Source organism: Streptococcus sp. LYSM12 (assembly GCF_004569635.1).
Lineage (GTDB): Bacteria > Bacillota > Bacilli > Lactobacillales > Streptococcaceae > Streptococcus.
The window spans coordinates 1-24,611 of record NZ_SPOZ01000025.1; the positions used below are offsets into that span (position 1 = coordinate 1).

Consider the following 24,611-nt stretch of genomic DNA (forward strand, 5'->3'; position numbering starts at 1 on the left):
CAGGTGCGACACCACTGGTTCACAGCGATCGTGGGAGCCAGTATACTTCTAAAGCGTATCGATACTTTGCACGACAAGCTGGATTAACCTTATCCATGTCTCGGGTTGGTAAATGTATTGATAACGCCCCAATCGAAAGTTTCTTTGGGCATTTCAAGACAGAAGCTTATCACCTGAAGAAATATAAGACCTATGATGAGCTCGTCACAGACATCGAACACTATATTGAGTTTTACAATACACGACGCTATCAGACCAAATTAAATAACCTGACTCCTATAGAATTCAGGAATCAGGTTGCTTAATATCTTTTATTATTTGACTGTCTACTTGACAGGGAGCCGTTCATCTCGTCTAGCTCTTTCGTATTATTTTATTTCTCGGACACTTGTTTTGCCAAAGCAAAGTTTCCGAGAGTTGCTGAGCCATTTTCTGCCACAGCAGGCGTCACAATGTACTCTGTTACATCTGGTGTTGGCACATAGCCATTCATCAAGGCTGTAAATTTATCTCGCACACGCTTAAGCATGTGCTCTTGTCCCATCACACCACCACCAAAAACAATAACTTGCGGACGATACATCAAGGTCGCTTGTATCGCAGCTTGGGCGATATAGTAGGCTTGAACATCCCACACATCAGCATGTTGCTCAATCAATTCACCACGTGTTCCTGTACGAGCTTCCAATGACGGACCAGCTGCCAGCCCCTCTAAGCAACCCTTATGGAACGGACAAACACCCATAAATTCCTTTGCCACATCTTGCGGATGAAGCGCAACGTAAGTATGACCCGCTTCTGTATGCCCAAGACCTCCAATAAATTGACCATTTTGGATAGCACCAGCTCCAATCCCTGTTCCAATAGTGTAGTAAGCGAGACTTCTCACACCTTTGCGAACAAGGGCTTCTCCAAAGGCAGAAGAATTCACATCCGTCGTAAAATAAAACGGAATCTTAAATTCTTTGGAAATCAAACCTAGCAGGTCTACATTGGCCCAATGGGGTTTTGGTGTGGTCGTAATATAGCCATAGGTTGCAGAGTTTTGATCGATATCAATCGGTCCAAATGAACCGATAGCAATCCCTGCCAAGCGATCCTCATAACGCTTAAAAAATGCAACTGTCCGCTCAATGGTTTCATAAGGTGTGGTCGTTGGAAATTGTGTTTTTTCAATCACTTGGAAATGCTCATCTCCTACCGCACAGACAAATTTTGTCCCCCCTGCTTCCAAACTGCCGTACAATTTTGTCATCGTTGTTCTCCCTTTTTGAAATCGTTTTATTCCACTTCATTATATCATAGTTTAAGACGTAAGAAAAAGGCTAAATGCCTTTTTTCTATGGATTATTTTGCAATTTTGATAAAGACGTCACCATGGGTAACTGTTCCGCTTGCAAGTGCCTCGACTGCCACAAAATCTGCTGTATTGGTCACAATAACCATGGTAGTGTCATCCAGACCTGCAGCTGCAATTTTACTTGCATCAAATTTCGCAAGCGGTGTACCTGCGGACACTGTATCTCCTACTGCGACCAATTTTTCAAATCCATCTCCGTCCATTGATACAGTATCAATACCGATGTGGATTAAGATTTCAGCCCCGCTTGCTGTTTTCAAGCCATATGCATGACCCGTGTCAAAAGCAATCGTGATTTCTGCATCTGCTGGCGCATACACAACACCCTCAGACGGTTTTACAGCAAGGCCCTGCCCCATTGCACCTGAGGAAAAGACAGGATCATTGACATTTTCAAGTGCAACAACCTCACCTGAAAGAGGGGAAAGAAGTGTCTCTTCACCGATTAGGCCTGTCTCGGCTGCTTTCGTCAATTCTACCGTCGCTGTTGCTTCAGACTGTGCAGCAGTAGCTACTTCTTCATCTTCAAATCCGAACATGTAAGTAAGACTGAAACCTATAACAAATGATACTGCAACCATAAGAAGGTAGGAGATAAGCTGACCATTGCCAACATAGAAAGATATTCCTGGAATAATTGTAAGCCCCATGCCTTCCCCAGCAAGACCTAAAAGCGAAGCAAGGGCACCACCGATTGCACCAGCAATCAACGAAAGAACAAACGGCTTACGGAAGCGTAAATTAATACCGAAAATCGCTGGCTCAGTTATACCTAAAAAGGCAGAAAGTGCAGCTGGAAAAGCAAGAGCTTTCAATTTTGGATTTTTGGTCTTCACACCAACTGCGACTGTTGCAGCACCTTGCGCTGTCATGGCTGCGGTAATGATAGCGTTAAATGGGTTAGCTCCAGTTGCTACCAGCTGAGCCTCCAAAAAGTTGAAGATATGGTGTACTCCAGACACTACGATTACTTGGTGAACACCACCAAGTACGAAACCACCCAACCCAAATGGCAGGTTCAAAATCGCTTGTGTGCCCATTAAAATATAGTTTTCAACTACGTGGAAGACTGGACCAATTACAAACAAGCCAAGGATAGACATCACAAAAAGAGTCACAAACGGTGTTAGCAAGAGGTCAAGCACTTCTGGGACAACCTTACGGACGACCCTTTCAAATTTAGCGCCAATAATACCAATGATAAAGGCTGGGAGCACTGAACCTTGTAAACCAACGACCGGAATAAAGCCGAAAAACATCTTTGGTGTCACATCGCCACCTGAGGCAACATCCCAGGCATTCGGTAACTGACCCGCAATGAGCATCATTCCAAGGACAATACCGATTGTTTGGTTTCCACCAAATACACGGAAAGTTGACCATACAACAAGGGCTGGAAGCACGATAAAAGCTGTATCAGTTAAAATTTCAGAATAAACAGCCAAGTCCCCTGGGAGCTCAATTCCCCATGTTTTCAGTAATCCACGCAAACCCATGAACAAACCGGTCGCTACAATCGCTGGAATGATAGGAACAAAGACATCACCAAAGGTACGGATTGCACGTTGAAAAGCATTTCCTTGTTTAGCAACCTCCGCTTTCATCTCATCTTTTGAAGACGTGGGTAAACCAAGCGCCACTACTTCATCGTATATTTTATTGACTGTACCAGTACCAAAGATGATTTGGTATTGACCTGAGTTAAAGAACGCACCTTGTACTTTTTCAATCGCTTCTACAGTATCCTTATTGATTTTTCCCTCATCAACAACCATGACACGAAGGCGCGTCGCACAATGGGCAACACTTCTGACATTATCACGACCACCTAGGGCATCAATGACTTTTTTTGCAATCTCTGTATTGTTCATCTTGCAAAAATCTCCTTATATTTTCATTTTTGAAAGCATTTTCAAACTTTCTATGTTTTTTTATTATACCATTTTTGAAAAATATGTCAAACGCTTGACATAAATTTTTATCATCTTCAGATTTACACAGAAAAACCTTGCTTTTTGACAAGCAAACGTTTACTATATTACTATAACTATCGAAAGAAATGCGTACAGTATAGTCGTTTAGTCTATCTTTTATTACTTCGTTCACTCGCTTTACCGTACTCTAAGTACAGCCTGCAGCTCGTTGCCTAGTACTAAAAGCAAACTAAAAGACTCCAGTACAAAAGGAGAATCTATGGCTTTCACAACTGAAGAACGCTACCGTGCCTATGCAGACTGGTCAGCAGACTACATCGAAACAATTAAAAAAAATACCGAAAGCTCCCCTTGGAGAACCAACTACCACATCGAACCACCACATGGTCTCTTAAATGATCCGAACGGCTTTTCCTACTTTAATGGAAAATGGAACCTCTTCTACCAATATTTCCCATTCGGTGCCGCTCATGGTTTAAAATCGTGGGTTCACACCGAGTCAACCGATCTGGTCCATTTTAAACCGACAGGCACCATGGTCTACCCTGACACTTCACTCGACAGCCACGGTGCCTACTCTGGCTCTGCCATCCAGTTTGACGATAAACTCTTTCTTTTTTATACAGGAAACGTCCGCGATGAAAACTGGACCCGCCACCCCTACCAAATCGGTGCTCTCATGGACGCAAATGGAGAAATCCAAAAAATAGATAAGGTCTTAATTAACCAACCTAGCGATACAACCGACCACTTCCGAGATCCACAGATTTTCAAATTTAAAGGTGATTACTATACCATTGTCGGTGGACAAAATCTAAATAAAAAGGGCATTATCAAGCTCTATAAAGCAGTTGACCATGACTATCTCAACTGGAAATATATCGGTGATTTACAGTTTGACAATGACCTAACTGCCTACATGATGGAGTGCCCAAATCTCGTCTTTATCGATGAAAAACCTGTCTTACTCTATTGTCCGCAGGGGCTTGACAAGGCTGTCCTTGATTATGGCAATATCTATCCAAATGTGTATAAAATTGGTCAGTCTTTTGATACTGATACAGCTAGCCTAGGCAATCCAAGTCCCATTGAGCAATTAGACTACGGATTTGAATGCTATGCAACGCAGGCTTTCAACGATCCTTGCGGGCGAGCGCTTGCAATCAGTTGGCTTGCCTTACCAGATGTAACATATCCGACAGACAGCTATGACTACCAAGGATGCCTCTCTCTGGTCAAAGAATTAACCATTAAAGATGGCAAGCTTCTCCAATACCCCGTTGAAGCCCTCTCAAGCCTCCGAACAGATTCTCAACCCTTTGCAGAAAAGGCTGAAACCAATAATGTCTACGAATTAGAATTGACTGTTGAATCAGACAGCAGATTAGAGTTGGTCCTTTTTGCAGACGCTAACGGACACGGACTAAAACTCACTATTGACCCTGCAGGCGAACGCATTGTTCTAGACCGCAAAGACTGTGGAGAAGCTTTTGCCCTAGACTTTGGTACACAACGCCATTGTCAGATTGATCATCAACCTACAACCGCCAATATCTTCATTGACAAGTCTGTCTTTGAAATTTTCATCAATAAAGGAGAAAAAGTATTTTCTGGACGTGTCTTCCCACGGCAAGACCAAACTGGTATCAAAATTCTAAAAGGTCAGGCAACTGGAAATTACTACCCATTAGATTATGGTCGCAAAACTTACTGATGTCGCAAAACTTGCAGGAGTTAGCCCCACGACTGTCTCCCGTGTCATTAACAAAAAGGGCTATCTATCTGAGAAAACCATTAAAAAAGTTACCGATGCCATGCGAGAATTGGGCTACAAACCCAACAATTTCGCTCGGGGCTTACAGGGAAAATCTGCCAAACTGGTCGGCCTCATCTTTCCTACTATTAGCAATCTCTTCTATGCAGAATTGATCGAACATCTGGAAAAAGAATTGTTCAACCGAGGTTACAAGGCTATTATCTGTAACAGCCAGCATGATTCTGCAAAAGAGCGGGAATACCTAGAGATGCTCACAGCCAATCAGGTAGATGGCATCATCTCTGGTAGCCACAATTTGGGAATCAAAGACTATGACCGCGTGTCTGCACCAATTATTGCCTTTGACCGAAATTTATCCCCATCAACACCTATCGTTTCATCAGACAACTACAGCGGTGGGGTACTAGCAGCCAAAACCTTAGAAAAAGCAGGATGCAAACAGCCGGTTATGATTACAGGAAATGATGATTCTAATTCTCCGACTGGTCTGCGTCAGACGGGATTTTCTAGTGTCTTTCCACAAGCTGAAATCTACCATGTTTCGAGTGACTTCTCACCTGTACGCAAGGAGATGGAAATCAGAACCATCCTCCAAACAAGCCGGGCAGACGGAATGTTCATCTCAGGAGATTTGACTGCTATACTTGTCTGGAATATCGCTCAGTCCCTAGGGCTATCTGTTCCCAAAGACCTCAAGCTCATCGGCTATGATGGAACCTACTTTATCGAGTCACACTATCCCCAGCTGACCACAATCAAGCAACCCTTGCAAGATATTGCCATTCTCATGGTTGACCTCCTCATTCAAAAAATCAAAGGAGCAACTCTTGAGCCCCATTATACTCTCCCAATCAGCCTCTTAGCAGGTCGAAGCATCTAAAAACCTCCACCTAAACCGGAGGGCAATCAAGACTTCAACATCACGATTGCCCACCCTCTTTTAACTTGGATACAAACAGATACTTGTATCCAAGCTGAAAAGCCTGGGTAAGACAGCTCTGTACTTGTCTTACCCAGGCTCTTTTTTAGGATATAGTCATTCAGTTTATCTCTTATTACTTCGTTCACTCGCTTTGCTGTACTCTCGTACAACCTGTAGCTTGATGCCTAATATAGTATTGCGTTTATATTTTTATTAATTCGTTCACTCATCTTGGCTGTATTCCAGTACTACCTGCGACTCGTTGCCTAGTACTAAAAATAAATGAAACAGCTATACTTAAAGGCAAGCTAAAAGACTATAGTCTCTCAAAATTCAATATCTAATTAGCAGAATGGTGAACAGTCAAGAGATGAGAATAGCCAAAGCTAGCCTCCTCTAAACCAACGCTAGTACGGAAGTTCAACAGGGGGGCATTCAACGGAAGAAGCTGATAGTTGACACGCATAGATTTCGGACCTTAGCTTTTAGACTTCTGTGGAACATACAAAAACTCCTCTTATTGTTTCTAGTGAATGTTTGTTTTTCACTGTCCACTATAAAGGGAGTATCGCAATAAGATTTATCTTTCGTCTTTTCTGATAAATTGACTCAAGACACCATTGATGAATTTTGCAGAAGCAGGATCTGAAAATTCCTTGGCTAACTCAATGGCCTCATTGACAGCTACACGATATGGTGTTTCTTCGAAATACAGGATCTCAAAAAGCCCCAAACGCATAATATTCTTATCAATCAAGGTTAAGCGTTCCAAGCTCCAACCTGCTTTCAAACGCGTCACTAATTGAGCATCAATCTCTTCTAGTAGGTCTGCTACTCCTGTGACTAGGTTCAGCAGAAAGAGGGGAAGCTCCACTTCTTGCTCTTCTTCAACGTCATAGAGATAGGCAAACTGAGCCGCTCGGACAGGCTCCTGACCAAATTCCAAAGAGACAATCGCCTGAAGAGCACATTGGCGCAAATAATGCCGTGATTCGTGTTGCTTATTCTTCATCTAAGAAATCCTCACCAAACAAGTCTTTTAAGTCTGGTTTGGGTGTCTTATCAGGTACAATACCATCTACGTGAATGTTAACCGTTTTTAGAACGACATCCGCATAGTCGGCAACAGCTGTTTTCACTGCGCGCTGAATATTCATTGATACTGTCGGAACATTGACACCATATTCTAGGTAGACATAAATATCAGCTGTCACGTCCCCTGCTTCATCTGTCTGAAGATAGACACCACGATTTAAGGCAGTCTTTGATAAGCCATCTCTTACTTTTTTGTTGTGCAGCGAATGAACACCATCCACCTTAGCAGATGCAATTCCTGTAATCACCTCCAAAACACGAGGTGCAATAACGATTTCGCCTAAATTTTCTTTTGCCATAAGAAATCCTTTCTAAGAGGAATGTGATTAAGCACGTGATACGTATGTTCCCTCTGCTGTGTTGATGACCAATTTTTGACCCACTTCGATAAAATCTGGTACATTGACCACAAGACCTGTTTCCATAGTGGCAGGTTTTCCTGAACCAGTCACAGTCGCCCCCTTGATGGATGGTTGTGTTTCAGCAACCACCAATTCAACGGTTGTAGGAACAGTTACACCAATCACTTCTGTTCCATAGAATTGAATTTTAACTTCCGAATTTTCAAGAATATAGAGCAATTCTTCCTGAACACTTGCTACTGGAATTTCATACTGGTCAAACGATTCTGTGTCCATGAAATAAGCTGTTTCATCCATTTGGTAAAGATAGGTTGCTACACGTGTTTCGATAATTGCTTGCTCAAATTTTTCATCTGGACGATAGGTAGTATCAAAGGTTGAACCTGTACGAACATCGCGCAATTTCATACGCATAATCGTGTTTCCTTTACCTGGTTTGTGGTGGCTTGCGTCCAATACTCGGAGAAGTTTTCCATCCGGAGCAATAAATGTCATACCCGCTCTTAACTTACTTGCATCAATCATGTCTATGATTACCTCTTCATTATTTTATTATTCGCTTTATTCTATCACAAATTGTCTGATTTCTCAAATTACAATCAATTCTTTCGGGGCCCGGGTCAAGATTGTACAGCCCGTATCTGTAATCAAAAGGTCATCTTCAATCCGTACCCCGTACTTGCCCTCTAGATAGATACCTGGCTCATCTGTCAAGACCATGCCCGCCTGAATGGTATCGGTCGCTGTTTGTCTGAAATAAGGAAGTTCATGGACATCCAGCCCCATGCCATGCCCAATTCCATGAGTAAAATACGACCCGTATCCTGCTCTTTCAATCACACGACGAGGCACACCATCAAATTCACGGTATTCCATACCTGCTTTCGCTTCCGCAATCAAGGCTTGGTTGGCCGCTAAAACAGTCTGATAAATCTCCGCCTCTTCATCGCTGACAGAGCCAACGTAAATGGTCCGCGTCATATCACTAACATAGTGGTTGTAGATACAGCCAAAATCCAAGGTCAGTGCATCTCCTGTTGCAATCACCTTATTGGACGCACGTCCATGTGGCATAGCAGAGCGGTAACCAGATGCTACAATGGTATCAAACGATACTGCTTCAGATCCCATTTCCCTCATGCGGAAATCAAGGAAATTTGCCACTTCAATCTCTGTCTTCCCTGGCTTAATAAAATCCAGAGCATCCAAAAAAGCTTGGTCTGAAATCTGGCAGGCACGCTGAATGGTCGCAACTTCTACCTCGTCCTTTATCATGCGCAAGCCCATGACCACACCTGTCGTAGGTGTCAACTGCATACGTTCAAAAACCGTCTGCATAGCGTGATAGTAGGCTACAGACACTTCATCTTCAAAGGCCAATTCTCTCAAGTTAGCATCTTTTAGCACCTGGGCCACAACCGAGAGAGCATCCCGGTTGGATACTACCTCAAAATCTGTTACAACTGACTGAGCATAGGTGATATAGCGATCGTCTGTAATCAGAACTTGGCGATCTTCTGTCACCAAAACTGTCCCAGCTGTCCCCCAAAAGCCAGTCAGATAGTAAATATTTTTAAGGTTGGTAATGAGGAGGGCTAACAAGCCCTCCTGCTTCATTTTTTGACGAAGTCTTTCTAACCTTGCTTGCATTTCTTTTCTCCTTCACTTTTTCTACCATTCATTTTATCACTATTTACAAGAGAATACTAGAATGAAGAATAAGCTTATACGATTGATAGAGTCATTTCGTTTATCTTTTTATTCCTTCGTTCACTCGTCTTGCTGTACTCCAGTACTACCTGCGACTCCTTGCCTAGTACTAAAAATAAACGAAACGGCTATAAGACAAAAAAACAAACGATTATCTAATCGTACATGAATACATCGGCTCAAGTTTTAACAAGCTACGATTGGTTTTTAACACTCAAAGAAAAGCAAAAATAGACAGTTGAAGACAGAACACCGTTCCTCCATACTTTTAAGAGAACAGGCTGAAAAACTCCACTGGAGCTTTTTACTCACTAAGACAAGTTGACAAAGAGTCCAAATTATCCCTATCACTTTTGTTCTTCATATTTGGCATTATCTGAGGTTTAACATAGTCACGAATTCGTTTGTAATCTTTGATGGTCTGGACTTCTCGGGGCAAAACAAGGAAAAAAATGAAAAGGGTTTCCACTCATGAACACAAGTGAAAAAACCTAATAACAAGCCATTTCTAACCTATACATTTGTATCAATTTCAAAAAGTGATTAGATTATAAATTTTATTCTTTTCATCCTTGCTCAGCATGACAATTCTAGCCAATAGTTTGGACATACTTTTGGAGTGAAAATTCTCCACCAGATTTTCGTTTATTTATGTAACTTCCCCTTTAAATACTGCCCTGTATAGCTGGCGTCGTTTGCTGCGACTTCTTCTGGTGTTCCGGTTGCGATGATCATACCGCCACCGATACCTCCTTCTGGTCCTAGGTCGATGATATGGTCTGCTGTTTTTATCACATCCAAATTATGCTCGATGACCAACACTGTATTACCATCATCGACAAAGCGGGCCAAGACTTTCAACAACTGGGCAATGTCTTCTGTATGTAAACCAGTTGTTGGCTCATCTAAGATATATAAGGACTTACCTGTTGAGCGCTTATGAAGTTCTGAGGCTAGCTTCATCCGCTGCGCCTCTCCACCTGAGAGGGTGGTAGCCGGTTGCCCCAGAGTGACATAGCCTAGACCAACATCTTGAATGGTACGTAACTTCCGCTCAATCTTTGGAATGTGCTTGAAGAAGTCAACTGCATCATTGACCGTCATGTCGAGAACCTCTGCGATATTTTTTTCCTTGTAGTGGACTTCAAGAGTCTCTGAATTATACCTGCGGCCGTGACAAATCTCGCAGGGGACAAAGACATCTGGCAAGAAGTGCATCTCTATCTTGATAATCCCGTCTCCTGAGCAGGCCTCACAGCGTCCACCCTTGACATTAAAGGAGAAGCGGCCTTTCTTGTAACCACGAATCTTAGCTTCATTGGTCTGGGCAAACAAATCTCTGATATCATCAAAGACACCTGTATAGGTGGCAGGATTGGAGCGCGGGGTCCGTCCAATCGGGCTCTGATCGATGTCAATCAAGCGATCCAGGTGTTCAATCCCTGAAATGGTCTTGAATCTCCCAGGCTTGTCCGAATTGCGATTGAGCTTCTGGGCAATGGCTTTTTTCAAGATTGAGTTGACCAAGGTTGACTTGCCAGAACCAGATACCCCCGTAACAGCAACAAACTTGCCAAGAGGAATCCGAGCAGTTACGTTCTGAAGATTGTTCTCACGCGCCCCGATTACTTCGATAAAGCGACCATTGCCAATCCGACGCTCCAGAGGAACGGGGATTTCCCGTTTACCCGACAAATACTGACCAGTGATGGATTTTTTATTCCTTGCAACCTGGGCTGGCGTTCCAGAAGCGACTACCTCCCCACCAAAGACACCCGCACCTGGTCCAATATCAATCAGATAGTCCGCCTCTCGCATGGTATCCTCATCATGCTCCACTACAATCAAGGTATTTCCTAAGTCCCGCATCTTCTTAAGACTAGCAATCAGACGATCATTGTCCCGCTGATGAAGACCGATGGAGGGTTCATCTAAAATGTACAAGACCCCGCTCAGATTGGAACCAATCTGGGTCGCCAAACGAATCCGCTGGCTTTCCCCACCCGAGAGGGTTCCGGCCGAGCGCGATAGGGTCAAATAGTTCAAACCTACATTGTTCAAAAAGGTCAAGCGATCCTTAATCTCTTTGACAATTGGGGTTGCAATCGTCGCTTCGTTGGTTGAGAGTTGTAGGTGGGATACGAGTTCTAAGTGATCCGCTACTGATAAATCAGACACTTCCCCAATGTGCAAGCCCTTTTCACCACCCACGCGAACAGACAGGGCTTGGTCATTCAAGCGATAACCATGACAAGTCGCACAGGTCAATTCGTTCATATAAGCCCGCATGACTTGACGGGTATAGTCGCTATTGGTCTCGCGATAACGGCGGCTGATATTACTCATCAAGCCCTCAAAGGGAATATCAATGTCACGCACACCACCAAATTCATTCTCATAATGAAAATGGAACTCTTTGCCGTCTGAACCATGGAAAATCAATTCCTTTTCCTCGGCCGACAAGTCCTCAAACGGCTTATCCATATCAACACCGAACTGGGTCATGGCCTGCTCCAACATCTGCGGATAGTAGTTGGACGAAATCGGATTCCAAGGTGCCAAAGCCCCCTCACGTAAGGTCTTCTGAGGGTCTGGCACAATCAAATCTTCATCGACTTCTAGTTTCATACCGAGACCGTCACAGTCGCTACAAGACCCGAAAGGCGCATTGAAAGAAAAGAGCCGTGGCTCCAACTCTGGAACGGTAAAACCACAAACCGGGCAGGCATAATATTCTGAAAAGAGCATCTCCTGCTCGTCCATGGTGTCAATGATGACATAGCCCTCCGCAATCCGCAGGGCTGCTTCAATCGAGTCAAACAAGCGCGAACGCACTCCATCTTTGATTACGATACGGTCGACCACCACTTCAACTGTATGTTGCTTACTCTTTGATAATTCTGGAACTTCTGTCACATCATAGATGGCTCCGTCCACACGAACACGGACATAGCCGTCCTTTTGAATCTTCTCAAAAATCGCCTTGTGTTGTCCCTTTTTCTTCCGCACAATTGGTGCTAGAATCTGCAACCGCTGACGCTCTGGCAATTCCAAAACTTCATCGACAATCTGCTCTACAGACGAAGCCGAAATCGCCCCGTGACCATTAACACAGTACGGCGTTCCCACTCGGGCATACAAAAGACGGAGGTAATCATTGATTTCTGTTACTGTCCCAACTGTCGAACGCGGATTTTTCGAGGTTGTCTTTTGGTCGATTGAAATCGCAGGACTTAGTCCCTCAATCGAGTCCGCATCTGGTTTGTCCATATTCCCCAAAAACTGACGGGCGTAGGCCGACAAACTCTCCACATATCGCCGTTGTCCCTCTGCATACAGGGTGTCAAAAGCTAGACTGGACTTCCCCGAACCAGAAAGTCCAGTCACTACAACCAATTTCTCCCGCGGAATGGTCACATCAATATTTTTTAAATTATGGACACGTGCCCCATGAATCACAATTTTATCGTTCATTTTTCTTCCTTCTACAAGCCTTCAATGAGGCTGGGTCTTTATGACATCTTCATTTGAACAATCTGACGTCTACCCAGCAACAGGGAGCTACTTCTTACTCACCAATGATGTCGTACCTCCTCAAGGCTCATCCAATCACATTTTGACTATCTTACTTAATCGTTACTGTAGCCTGATAGCACCCTACCATTGCACTGATGAACATGATCGCACCTCCCATCTCTAGCAAGCATTATCAACATCTACATTGTATCATTTTTTCTGCGCTTCTAAAAGCATGAGAAATCACAAACGATTGCTAGTTACCTCTTTCTTGCATTTCATGATGGCGATACTAGTCAGATGATTCTTGTAGTTCCTCTACATCATCAAGTTGGAGCTAATTTCTAGCCTCTCACATCCCGTGCGTGCTAATCTAGCACATGACGGTTCAACCAACTGTTAACTCCTGTCGTTTAAGATTATCATCTTAAGAAAGAAACCAGTCCACGTTCAGCGAGGAGTGATTTTAATTTAATAGGGATCGTTTTCAGTCTGCTCGGAGAAGAACGATGTCGCTATCTCTTTTCATGATGTATACTGTCAGACTTAAAACGGTCTCTCCCTAGACCATTTTCATCTGCTACCTCACGATAGTCAGGCTTGGGAATGACACGAGGTTCACCGGTAACAGGTACTCCAACAGACTTGCACCCCAGATGTACAACAGGCTCGTCATACAGAAAAGCAGTGAGCCTAATAGCCACTGCTTCCATGCTTATCAAAAACGAATTCCACTCCAATAAAAGTTGCCTACTTTATTGGAGATACCATTGACCTCTCCATGCTCCTGTATGAAGCTCGCCTACTTCCAGATAACCTTGCTTATTTTCTGTATGGATGACTTGAGTTGGTTTCCACCTGTTAACGAGCCTAAAGTAGTCACCGACAGGTTCTTTTTTCCATTGAGCACTCCAATAGGTAACCGGTACCTTCCCATGTTCAACGTAGCCTTTTTGATTTTCATTGTGTAAATATTCGCCCGTTTTCACGTTCTGAATGAGAACATAGTCTCCTCTAGGAACTACTCGCCACTGGGCGGCATCACTTTTATCCCTTGTCAGTTGAACCTTATCGCTTTGACCATCCAGATAGATAGTCTCTCCAGTTTCACGGCTTGTCAAGAGGTTTGTAGGTAATTCATACCCCTCGTTGCGTTTATAGACACGGAAATAGTCAATTGCCCATTCCTTAGGGTATACATCATTTCCTCTACCAGAACCTGCATCTGTATAGATGTTCAAAATAGTCCCCATCGGGTAATCTGGTGCTTGATTGAGCTCTCTATATAAGACACCGTCATAGTAGAATTTTAAAGAGCCTGGAGACCAATCAAGACCATAGGTATGGTATTCTTGCGTCTGATCATTGGTAGGTGCAGGGTCTTCTGATGAATACCACGAGCTACTTTGGAAGAAAGGATCATTCCAACCATAGGCCGCAATCCGCCAAGTATTTGAACGGCTGAAAAATGTTTCAATGACATCAATTTCACCGGTTTCTTTCGAATTAAACCAGTCATTGGTATCATTTTGCATTCCGACCATCCACCATGCTTGATGGCCTCCTCCACCCACATCGGACAATTTTGCTCTGATTTCAAAATAACCATATGTCGTCGCATAACCTGTCCACTCTTCTTGATTGCTCATTAAGGTTTGACTGCCACTAAAGTTATGTATCCAATTTTTATTGAAACTCATGATGGCACTTGATTTTACAGCTCCATCTAATTCTGGAGACCAGGGTTTTTGATCCTTGGCAATGTATTCGATGAGTTTCCCATCTTCGAAGCGATAATTCGCCTTAGCATTCTCAGGATTTGATGCCCAATGTGGAAGGTAGTAGTCCGTCCATTTGCTCCTATCGAGGCTATCTCCATTAAATTCATCATGAAAATCTAAATAGTAGCCTTCTTTTTGTGGCACATTCTCTTCTGCCTGAACAACTACTCCACTGCTAAACAGCAATACCGAGAAGAGGGAAATCGCCAATTTATTCATAAATCATTTCTCACTTTCCATGTCATTTACTAGTTGAGTATCGGCCAATACTCTTTATTAGCTTCATAAAGTTCATCTAGGACTTTCTTGCCAATAGTGTAGTTTGGAATTGTTTTATTAAGCATCACGGCTTCTAAGGCAGTTTGATAAGATCCTGTTAGAGCAGCATCAACGGTCTTCTTTTCATAAGCCTTTTGCATTTCCATAAGCCCTTTTTGGAAAGTTGGAATATGACCAATATTGATGGTTTCTGCTCCCATACTCCCTACATAGGCAGGAACTTCTACAACTGCTTCTGGGTCGAAGTTTGAAATCGCCCCATGATTTTTTTTATTGATCGTAAAGCGCTCTCTTGTGTTATGAATAATGGCATAGGCAATATCCACGATATAGTTTCCATGAACCCCTGCATGCAGCGAAGAATCTTTAGCCGTCCCAGCTGCAATCACTCGGCGACATTCCTCATAAATCCGCTTTTCACGCCCCTGTTGAACATAATCACCACGGGTGAAGTTGATGTCATCGTGTTCCAACATTTCATCTGGTGTCAGATAGTACTGCAAATAACAATTAGGGAAGTAGTCAGGGAAACGTTTGAACAGACTAATCATTTGCTTGTAGGTATCAATCCAGTACCGGTCTGCCTTGGTCTCCTCGTTTGATTGAAGCAGAGTGTCAATCTTACCCGATACAACATCCTCGCGTAATTGAGGTAACAGGTCAACTCCATTTTCATCGTACACATTAGTCCACCAGCCAAAATGGTTCAGACCGAAGTATTGGAAGGTCAAGTCACGTAAATCCTTATAGAAGTACTTAGCAATTGCTCCTTCAATCGAAATCGGCATATCGCAGATACAGAGGACTTTTGCTTCGGGGAACTCACGGTAAATGGCTTCTGATAAGATGGCTTCGGGATTGGTGTAGTTCAAAATCCAAGCATTTGGACAGACCTCCTTGACCTTATGAATGATTTCCATCACTGCAGGTATCACCCGCATGGCGAAAGAAAATCCGCCTAAACCACATGTTTCTTGACCGACTACTCCGTTTCGAATACAGATTTTTTCATCAATCGCTCGTTGGCGGTTGAGACCTGGACGAATTTGCATAAAGAGGTAATCAGCCCCAGTGAAGGCTTCATCAATATCTGTTGTGTAGGACACATTGACGGGTGACCCTGTCTCTGCATAGTACATTTTAGTGTATTGTCCTAACAAAGAGACCCGTTCTTCATCAATGTCATAGAGTACCAAGTCCGTTAAATCAAGTTCTTCAGATCGTTGGCGTAATACCTCCAAAATTCCCGGTGACTGGGTAGATCCTCCGCCTACCATAACAAATTTATGACCCATTTTATAATCCTTTCTAGTTATGCTTTTTCTGTTTTCAAGTATGCTTCGATGTCTTCACGGACTTTTTCAACACCAAGACCAATGACAATTTGAATATGCTTGCCCTTATCAACAATGCCAGATGATTGAACCTTATGTTTCAAAATGTCCATGTCCACCTTACTCTCATCTGCAATATCAATGCGCAGACGGGTGTAGCAGTTGATAATCGTAATAATATTTTCTTTCCCGCCAAGACCTGCAACGATTGCCTCGACTTGCGGACTAGCAAGCGGCTGCTCGGTAGTTGTATTAGAAACGCCTTCATCACTCGTTCTCTCTGTCATGTCCTCACGACCGAGGGTTGGAATATTCAGTCTAAGGATAAGGTAACGAAAGACAGCGTATTCCATTAGGGCAGTGACAACAAAGACAAGAGGAATCCAGTATTGTTTCCCGAGTGATACAGGGAAAGCAAAGCTGTTGATAATCATGTTAATCCCTGTATCAAACTGGATGGAGATACCGATGAGATTTGTAAGTAGTAGACTAAGCCCATAGACAACTGCGTGAGCTACCCACAGAACTGGGGATAAAAAGAGGAAGAGGAACTCAAGCGGTTCTGTCACGCCTGCCATGAAGGCTGTCACAACCGTTGGAATGAGGATAGAAGCTACCTTTTTACGGTTCTCAGGTCGGGCTGTTTTCCAGAGGGCAAAGGCAATACCAATCGGTAGTGAAATCGAACCAAAGTTCGATAAATAACCGATAGATGGGTGCATACTGCTAATACTGCTTGCATTTCCCAGTTCTGCCAACCAGATATTAAAGGCACCATTTTGGACTTGACCAGCAATCTCTGCTGTCCCGCCTAGTGGTGTATAAAACAAAGGCATCCATAGGAAATGGTGTAGACCAAGCGGTAAAAGCATTCGATTTAAAAAACCATAGAAGAAGAAGCCGATAGCCCCTGCTGTGGTTGTTGTAGCAACAACCGCCTCGACACCTGCATTGATTATCGGCCAGATATAGGTCGTACAAATTGCAAGGATAATCGTTAAGAAAATCAGAAGAATGTAGACCGACTTGGTGCCTTCATAGGGGGAGAGGTACTTGTGGAGCTTGATTTCACCAAACTTATTGACCATTACTCCGACGAAACAGCCAAGCATGATACCAAGAAAGACACCCATATCAACTACTTGTAACCCAAAGACCATTCCCTGACCTGTGCCGTAGAGACCAAACTCCCCGGCTTCTGCTAGGCGATTGGTCAAGGTAAGCCAGGCGTTATTAGCGTATAAGAAAATCAAGAAGATGACGATTCCCAAAATAGCGGCATCCGTCTTATATTTGGGCTTAGCCAAGGCGGTTGCAATTCCCACACTAAAGATGACACTCAGCTGGCCAATCATCCCGCCAGATAGGATATTAAAAATGAAATTCCCGACATTCTTCGTAAAGTCTGGCATAAAATCCAGCTTTAAAATGGCACAGATTGACAGCACTATCCCCGTGACAGCCATAAACATGACTGGTTGAATGATAGCCTTAGAAAAAATACTAGCTGATTTCATCAATTTTTCTTTCATGATAAACTCCTTCTATTATACGTTAGCATCACCATAGTGGTAGAGCTGAATATGATTCTCCTTAAATAGCTGCTCAATATCTGGATCACACAGGAGAGAAACTTCTTTTACTCGTGCAATATTGAAGGAGGAATTAAAATAAAGAATCTCATCAACATAGGCCGGGTGCACCATCAATTCTGTAATGGCATTTTCCTCAATAGCCTGAAGCACTAACTCCACCTCTTGAAGACAACCCGACTTATTGCTTTCAAAGCTCTGCGATAAATCACGAATATTCGGATAGTTGGTCAAATCCTGAAAACCTGTTGCTCCGATTTGATAAGGAAGAAACACATTCTCTTCTAATTGGTAGGCATTTCGAAAAGGTAGCTTGTACCTTTCTGCCAACCTTTGAGTGATGTTCAGATTTTCTGAAAAGGTATGTAGATGATGATGACTATCAATATGGGTCAAGGAAACCCCCTTATCCAAGAGGTAATCCAGCTGGAAGCACCATTCCTTGAAGATTTCCTCGTCATCCATGCTGGCTCTTTTTTCACGATAGGCTGCTAGACTGTAAAAATGGTTATCAGATGTGATAGTAGTGCCATTTGTCATAGCATAGCCACAAGTGAGTACTAGGTGAGCTCCAACCCCTAAGTTTGGATGATCCTGTGCCAATGCAATCGCCTCGTCACAACCAGGCATATTGGCCATCAGGGTTGTTGAAGTCAGAATCCCATCTTGATGGGCTTTGATAATCCCAGCATTCACAGCTGGTGAATAGCCAAAATCATCTGCATTGATAATAACTTTTTTCATGCGTATATCCTTTCACGATAGACTCTGGTAATGTTGCTACGTATCTGATCATTTACTTCACAGCTAAATTGTAGTACAATTAGAAAGCGAATACAATGCTTTTTATTCCCTTTGTATCTGTTCCCAATACGTGAAAATATTTTCAGCTAGGAGGTCGATACCGTGCCACAAATCTATCATTTCAACCGCCTATTTCCAAACAACTCACTTTACAAGGAAGATGAAAGAATTCTCAATCATATTTTAATGATGATTCAGAATAAGGAAAACCTCGATATTCGCAATATCGCCCTGCAAAACTACACTTCAGCTTCCTCAATCAGCCGTCTAGCAAAGAGAGCGGGCTTCAACAATTTCAAGGAGTTGCTCTTCTTCCTCTCCACCACAGGGAGACCGTCTTTAGAAAACCAGCTAGAGCCTCTTCCTTTTGCCCATTCTGATACTAACTGGGAGGATATTTGCAGGCAACTCAAATTAGCCCTGGCCTCAAGGAGTATCTTCTTATATGGAGAAGGTTTTTGCCAGTTTTTAGTCAGTTACACCTATCGGAAACTCCTTCTAAAAAAAGTCTATGCCGTTGACTTAGATGGGGTTGAGATCAAAACTGTATCAGACGAACAACCGCACACCCTGATTACCTTTTCCCACTCAGGCGAAAATAAGCGTGGTCTTAGAAAAATGAGCGAGTGCCGGGAACAGGGTGATTGTGTCATCGCTATTACAGCCTCTCCCAACAGTCGTTACAGTCAGGAAAGTGATTTTTGTATCGTTGTTGACAATCAAGCAACTATTACAGATTATGAAAACCAACACCTCAATTTCTTCTTTGGCAATACGCTCAACTTAATGGAATACCTGATTGACATCTGTACCTAAAGCGTGTCATCTACTCTAGTAGTTCGCCCTCGTTTTGTGAGTGTTCCTCCTGTTATTGTCCTATATAAGCCAAAAAGGGATGAGAAAAATAGACAAAAGTGTACAAAGAGGTCGTATTTTCCTCCCTCCTTAATGCTCTGTTCGGGCCGGAACAAGCTGGAAATAGACCGTTTCACTCCCATTTCTGCACAGCGGCGAGGTCATCCTTGGTGCTTAACAAGCGGACAAAGATGAGCCAAAAGCCCTGAGCTGCTTCTCAGAGTTCGTGTCACTATCTCAGCATAGTGGTTGATTGCATCACAAGAGCCACAAGGCTTGCACTCTTAGCCACTTACAAGATGGGCTCCTTGTAGAGAGAAGTGGTCTTTTATTCCTTAAACACGGGACCGATTGCCTCATTCACTTCTGGTCCTTTTTATCTTGAAGAATAACTAAAAACTGGAGACAAACAATTCTTTTTTTATGCCGTGGGCATCTATTTGTGAAAAACTTTTCCTTCAGAGAGCTTTTTTGGTATAATGAAAGGGCGTGTCCTAAACACAATCAAAACTGAGGAGGATTTGAGTATGAAGCAAATGTTTCGTTCTACATTAACTAATTTAGAAGAAATCCAAACCTTTGAACCGGGCTCTTGGATTAACTTGGTTAACCCCTCCCAGGAAGAATCTGTCACATTAGCAGAACAGTTCAACATTGATATCACAGACCTGCGGGCTCCACTTGACGTGGAAGAATCATCCCGTATCACCGTAGAAGATGATTATACTTTGATTATCGTAGACGTTCCCACCTATGAGGAACGGAACAATAAAAGTTACCATATCACCCTACCGCTCGGAATTATCGTCACCAAAGATGTCGTGATTACCACCTGTGTTCAACCCTTGAACCTCTTTGATTATTTCTTCAATCAACGCATTAAAAACTTCTATACCTTTATGAAGACGCGCTTTGTTTTCCAGTTGCTTTATCGCAATGCTGAACTCTTCATCACAGCTCTTCGTTCAATTGACCGACAAACAGATAGAATCAGCTCGCATATCGACCGCGCAACCAAAAATGAGCAGGTCATTGATATGATGGAGTTGGAAAAATCCATTGTCTACCTAAAGGCTTCTCTTAAACTCAACGAACGCGTGGTCAAAAAACTCGCTATCCGAAATAGCACCTTAAAGAAATACGAAGAGGATGAAGACTTACTGGAAGATACCTTGATTGAAACCCAGCAGGCCCTTGAGATGGCAGACATCTATGGCAATGTCTTGTATGCCATGACCGAAACATCTGCAGCTATTATCTCCAATAATCAAAACACGATTATGAAGACCTTGGCACTCATGACAATGGCACTCGACATTCCAACGGTTATCTTCTCAGCTTATGGGATGAACGTTCCTACATCTGGTATGCCCTTTGCAGGATATCCCAATTCTTTCTGGATCATCGCCTTTATATCTGCCTGCTTCAGCGCGATTGTCGTCATTAACTTTTTACGGAAAAAATGGTTCTAACCCCCTGGAGGAGAGTACACATGTCATTTACAACAATCAAAGACTTAACCAAGAAAAATCAGGAATTTATCCACATTGCAACCAACCAACTCATCAAGACTGGTAAGACCGATGTAGAAATCAAAGAGTTACTCGAAGAAATTCTTCCCGTCATTCTCGAAAATCAAAAAGCAGGTGTCACAGCTCGTAGCATCTACGGTGCCCCCAGCGATTGGGCAGCTAGCAAAACGACTAAGACTAAAGAAACAGAACAGCCGCTCAATGAGAATCCTTGGCTCATGTGGCTCGATTCTAGTCTTTTACTCCTTGCCATTATCGGTGTGGTCAACGGTGCAATGAACTCATTTGGTGCAGGTGTCAACTACGGTCTCATTACCATGCTACTCATCGGTTTTGGAATAGGAGCTGGTATGTATATGATGTATCATTTTGTCTACCGTGAGCAAGCTAAGACTGGTAAACGTCCCAGCCTTGTGAAAGCTCTTGGCTTCCTCGTCTTAGCAACCCTTGCTTGGAGCCTTGTTTTCTTCCTTGCAGCACTCATTCCGAGCTCTATCAACCCATCTGTATCACCATTCTTTGCTATTATCATCGGTGTAGTAGCATTTGGAATTCGCTATCTCATCAAGAAAAAATATAACATTCGTAATGCCATGCAACCAATGTCTTGATGTTTATCATACTCTATAAAAATCCATTGGTTTCATTCCCTTTTCGATTTCATCAGAACGAATTTTGGAGGTCGCTATGAAAAAACCTTACTCTTGGCAGGTCTTATTGATTCTATTTGCCATCTATCTTATCCTTGTTGCCTTTTTCCCGGGACTAAATCTCATCTTCAACTACTTCCGTCTAACCTTGCTCTTGGCACTTGCCTTTCTATGGTTGGGAGTCGAACGTAAGAATACCATTTTATTCTTTATTGGACTAAGTTTTTCATCCCTCTATATGCGGGAAATCATTCCTTATTCCTACACTACATTTAACGTTGGTCCCCTCTTTTTCGGTATCCTCGTTCTAGGGATTGCCATCCACAGTATCAACAAGAAAAGAAATCAAGACAAACTCCTACAATTTGAAACCGCATCAACTGCTACCATTCACTCAAGTGCTACCAATTACTTGAACATTGAAGCCAATTTTACCGATAAATACGAATATTCTACCGCTCCTGCCCTACAAGCCATCTCAATTAAGACCTTTTTTGCTAATGTACAGGTGGATCTCAGTGAAGCACAATTCGAAAAAGACATGACCCACCTTATCATGAAAAACACAGTTTCAAACTGTCGTATTCGGATTCCTAAAAATGTCACGATTGTCAATAACCTTAAATCAGGGCTCGGTGAACTCTACCTACCACCAACACCTCAAGCAACCACTCATCAACTTTACCTAACAGGAACCAATACACTAGGTACTATCACCATTCAATATGCAGAGTAGACTTAATCCAGCGAATATTTCTTTCGTTGGATTTCTTTTTTCATAACCCTATCAATCGAAACGAGCTATCCGCTAATCGTTTAGACACAAATCGTGCTATAGTATTTTAGTACTAGGCAACGAGTCGCAGGTAGTACTGGAGTACAGCAAGACGAGTGAACGAAGTAATAAAAATAGAAACGAAATGACTATAACAGATACCCGTGTGCTATTTTTGATTCTACTCGAATACAAACTACTTTCTCATTTCCGCTCATAAAAACATGCTCAAGAAGTAGCAATTTGCATTCCTATGTTCAGCACAGTAAAAAAGAGGACGCAATGAAAAGAACTACTTATAATAGACAGTATAAAAAGCTGTATACTAGAGATTCTTTTCATCTTCTCGCCCCACACAGTTGATTAGGGAAGATTTGGAGTGTGAAACAGAACAAATACGAGTAAAAAGCTCCAGTGGAGCTTTTTAGCCTGCTCCCTGAAAAAGAGCAACATTCCATTTCCAACTTTCAACGGCATGATAACCATTGAAGCAAGCTCCGAGAAGTAGAGATGGACTTTTTATCCCAACTTCTACACCCACTTTCTAACCAAAAGAGAAACACTAGGCCTAAAAAATAGCCCTAGATGGGCTACAACTCGCTTTTCTAATTTGTAAGCTCATAAAAAAGAGGTTCACTGAACCTCTTTTTTAATCTTCATTTACAAATGGTAGCAATGCCATTACGCGAGCGCGCTTGATAGCAGTTGTTACTTTACGTTGGTTTTTAGCTGAAGTTCCAGTTACGCGACGTGGTAAGATTTTTCCACGTTCTGAGATGAAACGACTAAGAAGCTCAGTATCTTTGTAATCAACATATTCAATTTTATTTGCTGCGATATAATCAACTTTTTTACGGCGTTTGAAGCCACCACGACGTTGTTGAGCCATGTTTTCTCCTTTATAATTTTTATCTGTCCTTACCTAGAATGGTAAATCATCGTCTGAAATATCCATTGGATTGGTTGTTCCAAATGGACTTTCATCGCGTGCAAAGTTTGGTGTAGATTGTGCAGGCGCTTGATAGGAGGAGTTGTAATCATTGCCGCCAGCAAAGGAATTGCCAGCTTGGTAACCACCACCTTGGCCCTCACGTGCAGTACGGCTTTCCAATAGTTGGAAATTTTCTGCAACAACCTCTGTTACATAAACGCGTTGACCTTGCTGATTTTCATAATTACGAGTCTGAATACGACCAGTAATTCCCACCAAGGCACCTTTTTTAGCCCAGTTTGCCAAGTTTTCAGCCTGCTGGCGCCAAATCACCACATTGATAAAATCCGCTTCCCGCTCACCGTTTTGATTTTTAAAATTGCGATTAACCGCAAGTGTAAACGTCGCAACAGCTTGGTTCGCTGGTGTGTAACGAAGTTCTGCATCGCGGGTCATACGACCAACTAGTACTACATTATTTATCATAATCTACCTTCTTACGCGTCTAATTTCACAATCATGTGACGAAGAATATCGCCGTTGATTTTTGAAAGACGGTCAAACTCTTTAAGAGCTGCGTCATCAGTTGCTTCAACGTTCACGACATGGTAAAGTCCTTCACGGAAATCTTTGATTTCGTATGCAAGGCGACGTTTTTCCCAAACTTTTGATTCAACAACAGTTGCACCGTTGTCATTCAAGATAGAGTCAAAGCGTGCTACCAAAGCATTTTTAGCTTCTTCTTCAATGTTTGGACGAATAATATAAAGAATTTCGTATTTAGCCATTGATATGTTCCTCCTTTTGGTCTAATGACTCATGGCACTATCCATGAGTAAGTGAGGGTTGCTCACGAGAGATTATTGTACCATACTTTCAAAGAAATAGCAAGATTTTTATAATCTTCCAATACGCCCTACTATAACATCACAATAGGTGTCAAACTAATGGCGTAAAAAGGGGCCTTGAATAGGCCCCACTCATCAAACAGGAATCTTCTCACGACTAGTATAGTCTTTTAGTTTCTTTTTAGTACTGGGCAACGAGTCGCAGGTAGTACTGGAATACAGCAAAACGAGTGAATGAAGTAATAAACATATAAACGAAATGACTATACTAGGCAAGGAGCTGCAGGCTGTACTAGAATAGGGCAAAGCGAGTGAACGAAGTAATAAAAATAAATTAAAGGACTATATCCGACAAAACCCCAGACACCTGGCACACATACTCAGACACCCGCTACTACACTACCAAAATGGATTATAACAGACCTCAATCAGCTTCATTTATGAAAAAAGACTCTCTCACGCGTTGGAACAAGCGGTTTGATAGGCCACCTCCCCCCTCTTTTAAGTCTGGAGCCTATAACGTATCAAAAAGAGAGTAAGGATAGTTGGGTCCT

Annotated in this window: 22 protein-coding genes; 7 read left to right on the forward strand and 15 right to left on the reverse strand. The window is 42.7% G+C overall.

Annotated elements, in window-relative coordinates; translation table 11 throughout:
• A partial coding sequence (locus E4T79_RS08470) for an IS3 family transposase (protein ID WP_167752581.1) occupies positions 1 to 305 on the forward strand: 305 nt, incomplete at its 5' end.
• A 68-nt stretch (positions 306 to 373) separates the two neighbouring features.
• Here the strand turns inward: E4T79_RS08470 and scrK are convergent.
• Complete coding sequence (scrK, locus tag E4T79_RS08475; RefSeq protein WP_135029451.1) at positions 374 to 1,255, reverse strand: fructokinase ScrK; 882 nt, start codon at positions 1,253 to 1,255, stop codon at positions 374 to 376.
• Between the two features lie 92 nt (positions 1,256 to 1,347).
• Positions 1,348 to 3,231, reverse strand: coding sequence for a PTS beta-glucoside transporter subunit IIBCA (locus tag E4T79_RS08480; protein WP_135029453.1), 1,884 nt, complete (start codon positions 3,229 to 3,231; stop codon positions 1,348 to 1,350).
• Positions 3,232 to 3,553: 322 nt separating this feature from the next.
• Between E4T79_RS08480 and E4T79_RS08485 the strand changes: the two genes are divergently transcribed.
• The gene (locus tag E4T79_RS08485) at positions 3,554 to 5,008 is read left to right on the forward strand and encodes a sucrose-6-phosphate hydrolase (protein WP_135029455.1); all 1,455 of its coding nucleotides are present in this window, start codon (positions 3,554 to 3,556) and stop codon (positions 5,006 to 5,008) included.
• Complete coding sequence (locus tag E4T79_RS08490; protein WP_135029457.1) at positions 4,989 to 5,951, forward strand: LacI family DNA-binding transcriptional regulator; 963 nt, start codon at positions 4,989 to 4,991, stop codon at positions 5,949 to 5,951. The genes E4T79_RS08485 and E4T79_RS08490 overlap by 20 nt, the downstream gene beginning before the upstream one ends.
• Positions 5,952 to 6,573: 622 nt before the next feature.
• On the opposite strand, the gene nusB is transcribed toward E4T79_RS08490, so the two are convergent.
• The 10 genes from nusB to E4T79_RS08540 all read right to left on the reverse strand — a co-directional run bounded on the left by nusB (position 6,574) and on the right by E4T79_RS08540 (position 18,406).
• Positions 6,574 to 7,005: a transcription antitermination factor NusB gene (gene nusB / locus E4T79_RS08495; RefSeq protein ID WP_135029459.1), complete on the reverse strand. Its 432-nt coding sequence runs from the start codon at positions 7,003 to 7,005 to the stop codon at positions 6,574 to 6,576.
• On the reverse strand, positions 6,995 to 7,387 hold the full coding sequence (locus E4T79_RS08500; protein ID WP_135029461.1) for an Asp23/Gls24 family envelope stress response protein: 393 nt from the start codon (positions 7,385 to 7,387) through the stop codon (positions 6,995 to 6,997). The genes nusB and E4T79_RS08500 overlap by 11 nt, the downstream gene beginning before the upstream one ends.
• 27 nt (positions 7,388 to 7,414) lie before the next feature.
• The gene (efp, locus tag E4T79_RS08505) at positions 7,415 to 7,975 is read right to left on the reverse strand and encodes an elongation factor P (RefSeq protein WP_135029463.1); all 561 of its coding nucleotides are present in this window, start codon (positions 7,973 to 7,975) and stop codon (positions 7,415 to 7,417) included.
• A gap of 63 nt (positions 7,976 to 8,038) precedes the next feature.
• Positions 8,039 to 9,100 (reverse strand): Xaa-Pro peptidase family protein, encoded by a 1,062-nt coding sequence (locus E4T79_RS08510; protein WP_135029465.1) that lies wholly within the window; start codon positions 9,098 to 9,100, stop codon positions 8,039 to 8,041.
• Between the two features lie 705 nt (positions 9,101 to 9,805).
• A complete protein-coding gene (gene uvrA, locus E4T79_RS08515; protein WP_135029467.1) occupies positions 9,806 to 12,634 on the reverse strand; it encodes an excinuclease ABC subunit UvrA in 2,829 nt (942 codons plus the stop codon).
• Between the two features lie 557 nt (positions 12,635 to 13,191).
• Positions 13,192 to 13,389: a hypothetical protein gene (locus E4T79_RS08520; protein ID WP_167752660.1), complete on the reverse strand. Its 198-nt coding sequence runs from the start codon at positions 13,387 to 13,389 to the stop codon at positions 13,192 to 13,194.
• A 42-nt stretch (positions 13,390 to 13,431) separates the two neighbouring features.
• Entirely contained in the window at positions 13,432 to 14,676 is a 1,245-nt protein-coding gene (locus E4T79_RS08525) for a glycoside hydrolase family 16 protein (protein WP_135029471.1), read from the reverse strand.
• A gap of 29 nt (positions 14,677 to 14,705) precedes the next feature.
• Positions 14,706 to 16,031: a 6-phospho-alpha-glucosidase gene (locus E4T79_RS08530; protein ID WP_135029473.1), complete on the reverse strand. Its 1,326-nt coding sequence runs from the start codon at positions 16,029 to 16,031 to the stop codon at positions 14,706 to 14,708.
• Between the two features lie 17 nt (positions 16,032 to 16,048).
• Complete coding sequence (locus E4T79_RS08535; RefSeq protein WP_135029475.1) at positions 16,049 to 17,602, reverse strand: PTS transporter subunit EIIC; 1,554 nt, start codon at positions 17,600 to 17,602, stop codon at positions 16,049 to 16,051.
• A gap of 15 nt (positions 17,603 to 17,617) precedes the next feature.
• A complete protein-coding gene (locus E4T79_RS08540; RefSeq protein ID WP_135029477.1) occupies positions 17,618 to 18,406 on the reverse strand; it encodes a carbohydrate deacetylase in 789 nt (262 codons plus the stop codon).
• Positions 18,407 to 18,568: 162 nt separating this feature from the next.
• Here E4T79_RS08540 and E4T79_RS08545 point away from each other — a divergent pair, with 162 nt between their 5' ends.
• From E4T79_RS08545 to E4T79_RS08560, 4 genes are all read left to right on the forward strand, one after another.
• On the forward strand, positions 18,569 to 19,282 hold the full coding sequence (locus E4T79_RS08545) for an SIS domain-containing protein (protein WP_075099578.1): 714 nt from the start codon (positions 18,569 to 18,571) through the stop codon (positions 19,280 to 19,282).
• A 566-nt stretch (positions 19,283 to 19,848) separates the two neighbouring features.
• A complete protein-coding gene (locus E4T79_RS08550) occupies positions 19,849 to 20,793 on the forward strand; it encodes a magnesium transporter CorA family protein (protein ID WP_135029479.1) in 945 nt (314 codons plus the stop codon).
• A 20-nt stretch (positions 20,794 to 20,813) separates the two neighbouring features.
• Positions 20,814 to 21,464, forward strand: coding sequence for a DUF1129 family protein (locus tag E4T79_RS08555; protein ID WP_135029481.1), 651 nt, complete (start codon positions 20,814 to 20,816; stop codon positions 21,462 to 21,464).
• A gap of 76 nt (positions 21,465 to 21,540) precedes the next feature.
• Positions 21,541 to 22,239, forward strand: coding sequence for a LiaF domain-containing protein (locus E4T79_RS08560; RefSeq protein ID WP_135029483.1), 699 nt, complete (start codon positions 21,541 to 21,543; stop codon positions 22,237 to 22,239).
• Positions 22,240 to 22,927: 688 nt separating this feature from the next.
• Here the strand turns inward: E4T79_RS08560 and rpsR are convergent.
• The 3 genes from rpsR to rpsF are packed head-to-tail and all read right to left on the reverse strand — an operon-like array spanning position 22,928 to position 23,997.
• Entirely contained in the window at positions 22,928 to 23,167 is a 240-nt protein-coding gene (rpsR, locus tag E4T79_RS08565) for a 30S ribosomal protein S18 (RefSeq protein WP_002939250.1), read from the reverse strand.
• A gap of 33 nt (positions 23,168 to 23,200) precedes the next feature.
• The gene (locus E4T79_RS08570) at positions 23,201 to 23,695 is read right to left on the reverse strand and encodes a single-stranded DNA-binding protein (RefSeq protein ID WP_135029485.1); all 495 of its coding nucleotides are present in this window, start codon (positions 23,693 to 23,695) and stop codon (positions 23,201 to 23,203) included.
• An 11-nt stretch (positions 23,696 to 23,706) separates the two neighbouring features.
• Positions 23,707 to 23,997 carry a 30S ribosomal protein S6 gene (gene rpsF, locus E4T79_RS08575; RefSeq protein WP_135029487.1) on the reverse strand — a complete coding sequence of 97 codons (291 nt, stop codon included), beginning with the start codon at positions 23,995 to 23,997 and terminating at the stop codon, positions 23,707 to 23,709.
• Between the last annotated feature and the right edge of the window lie 614 nt (positions 23,998 to 24,611).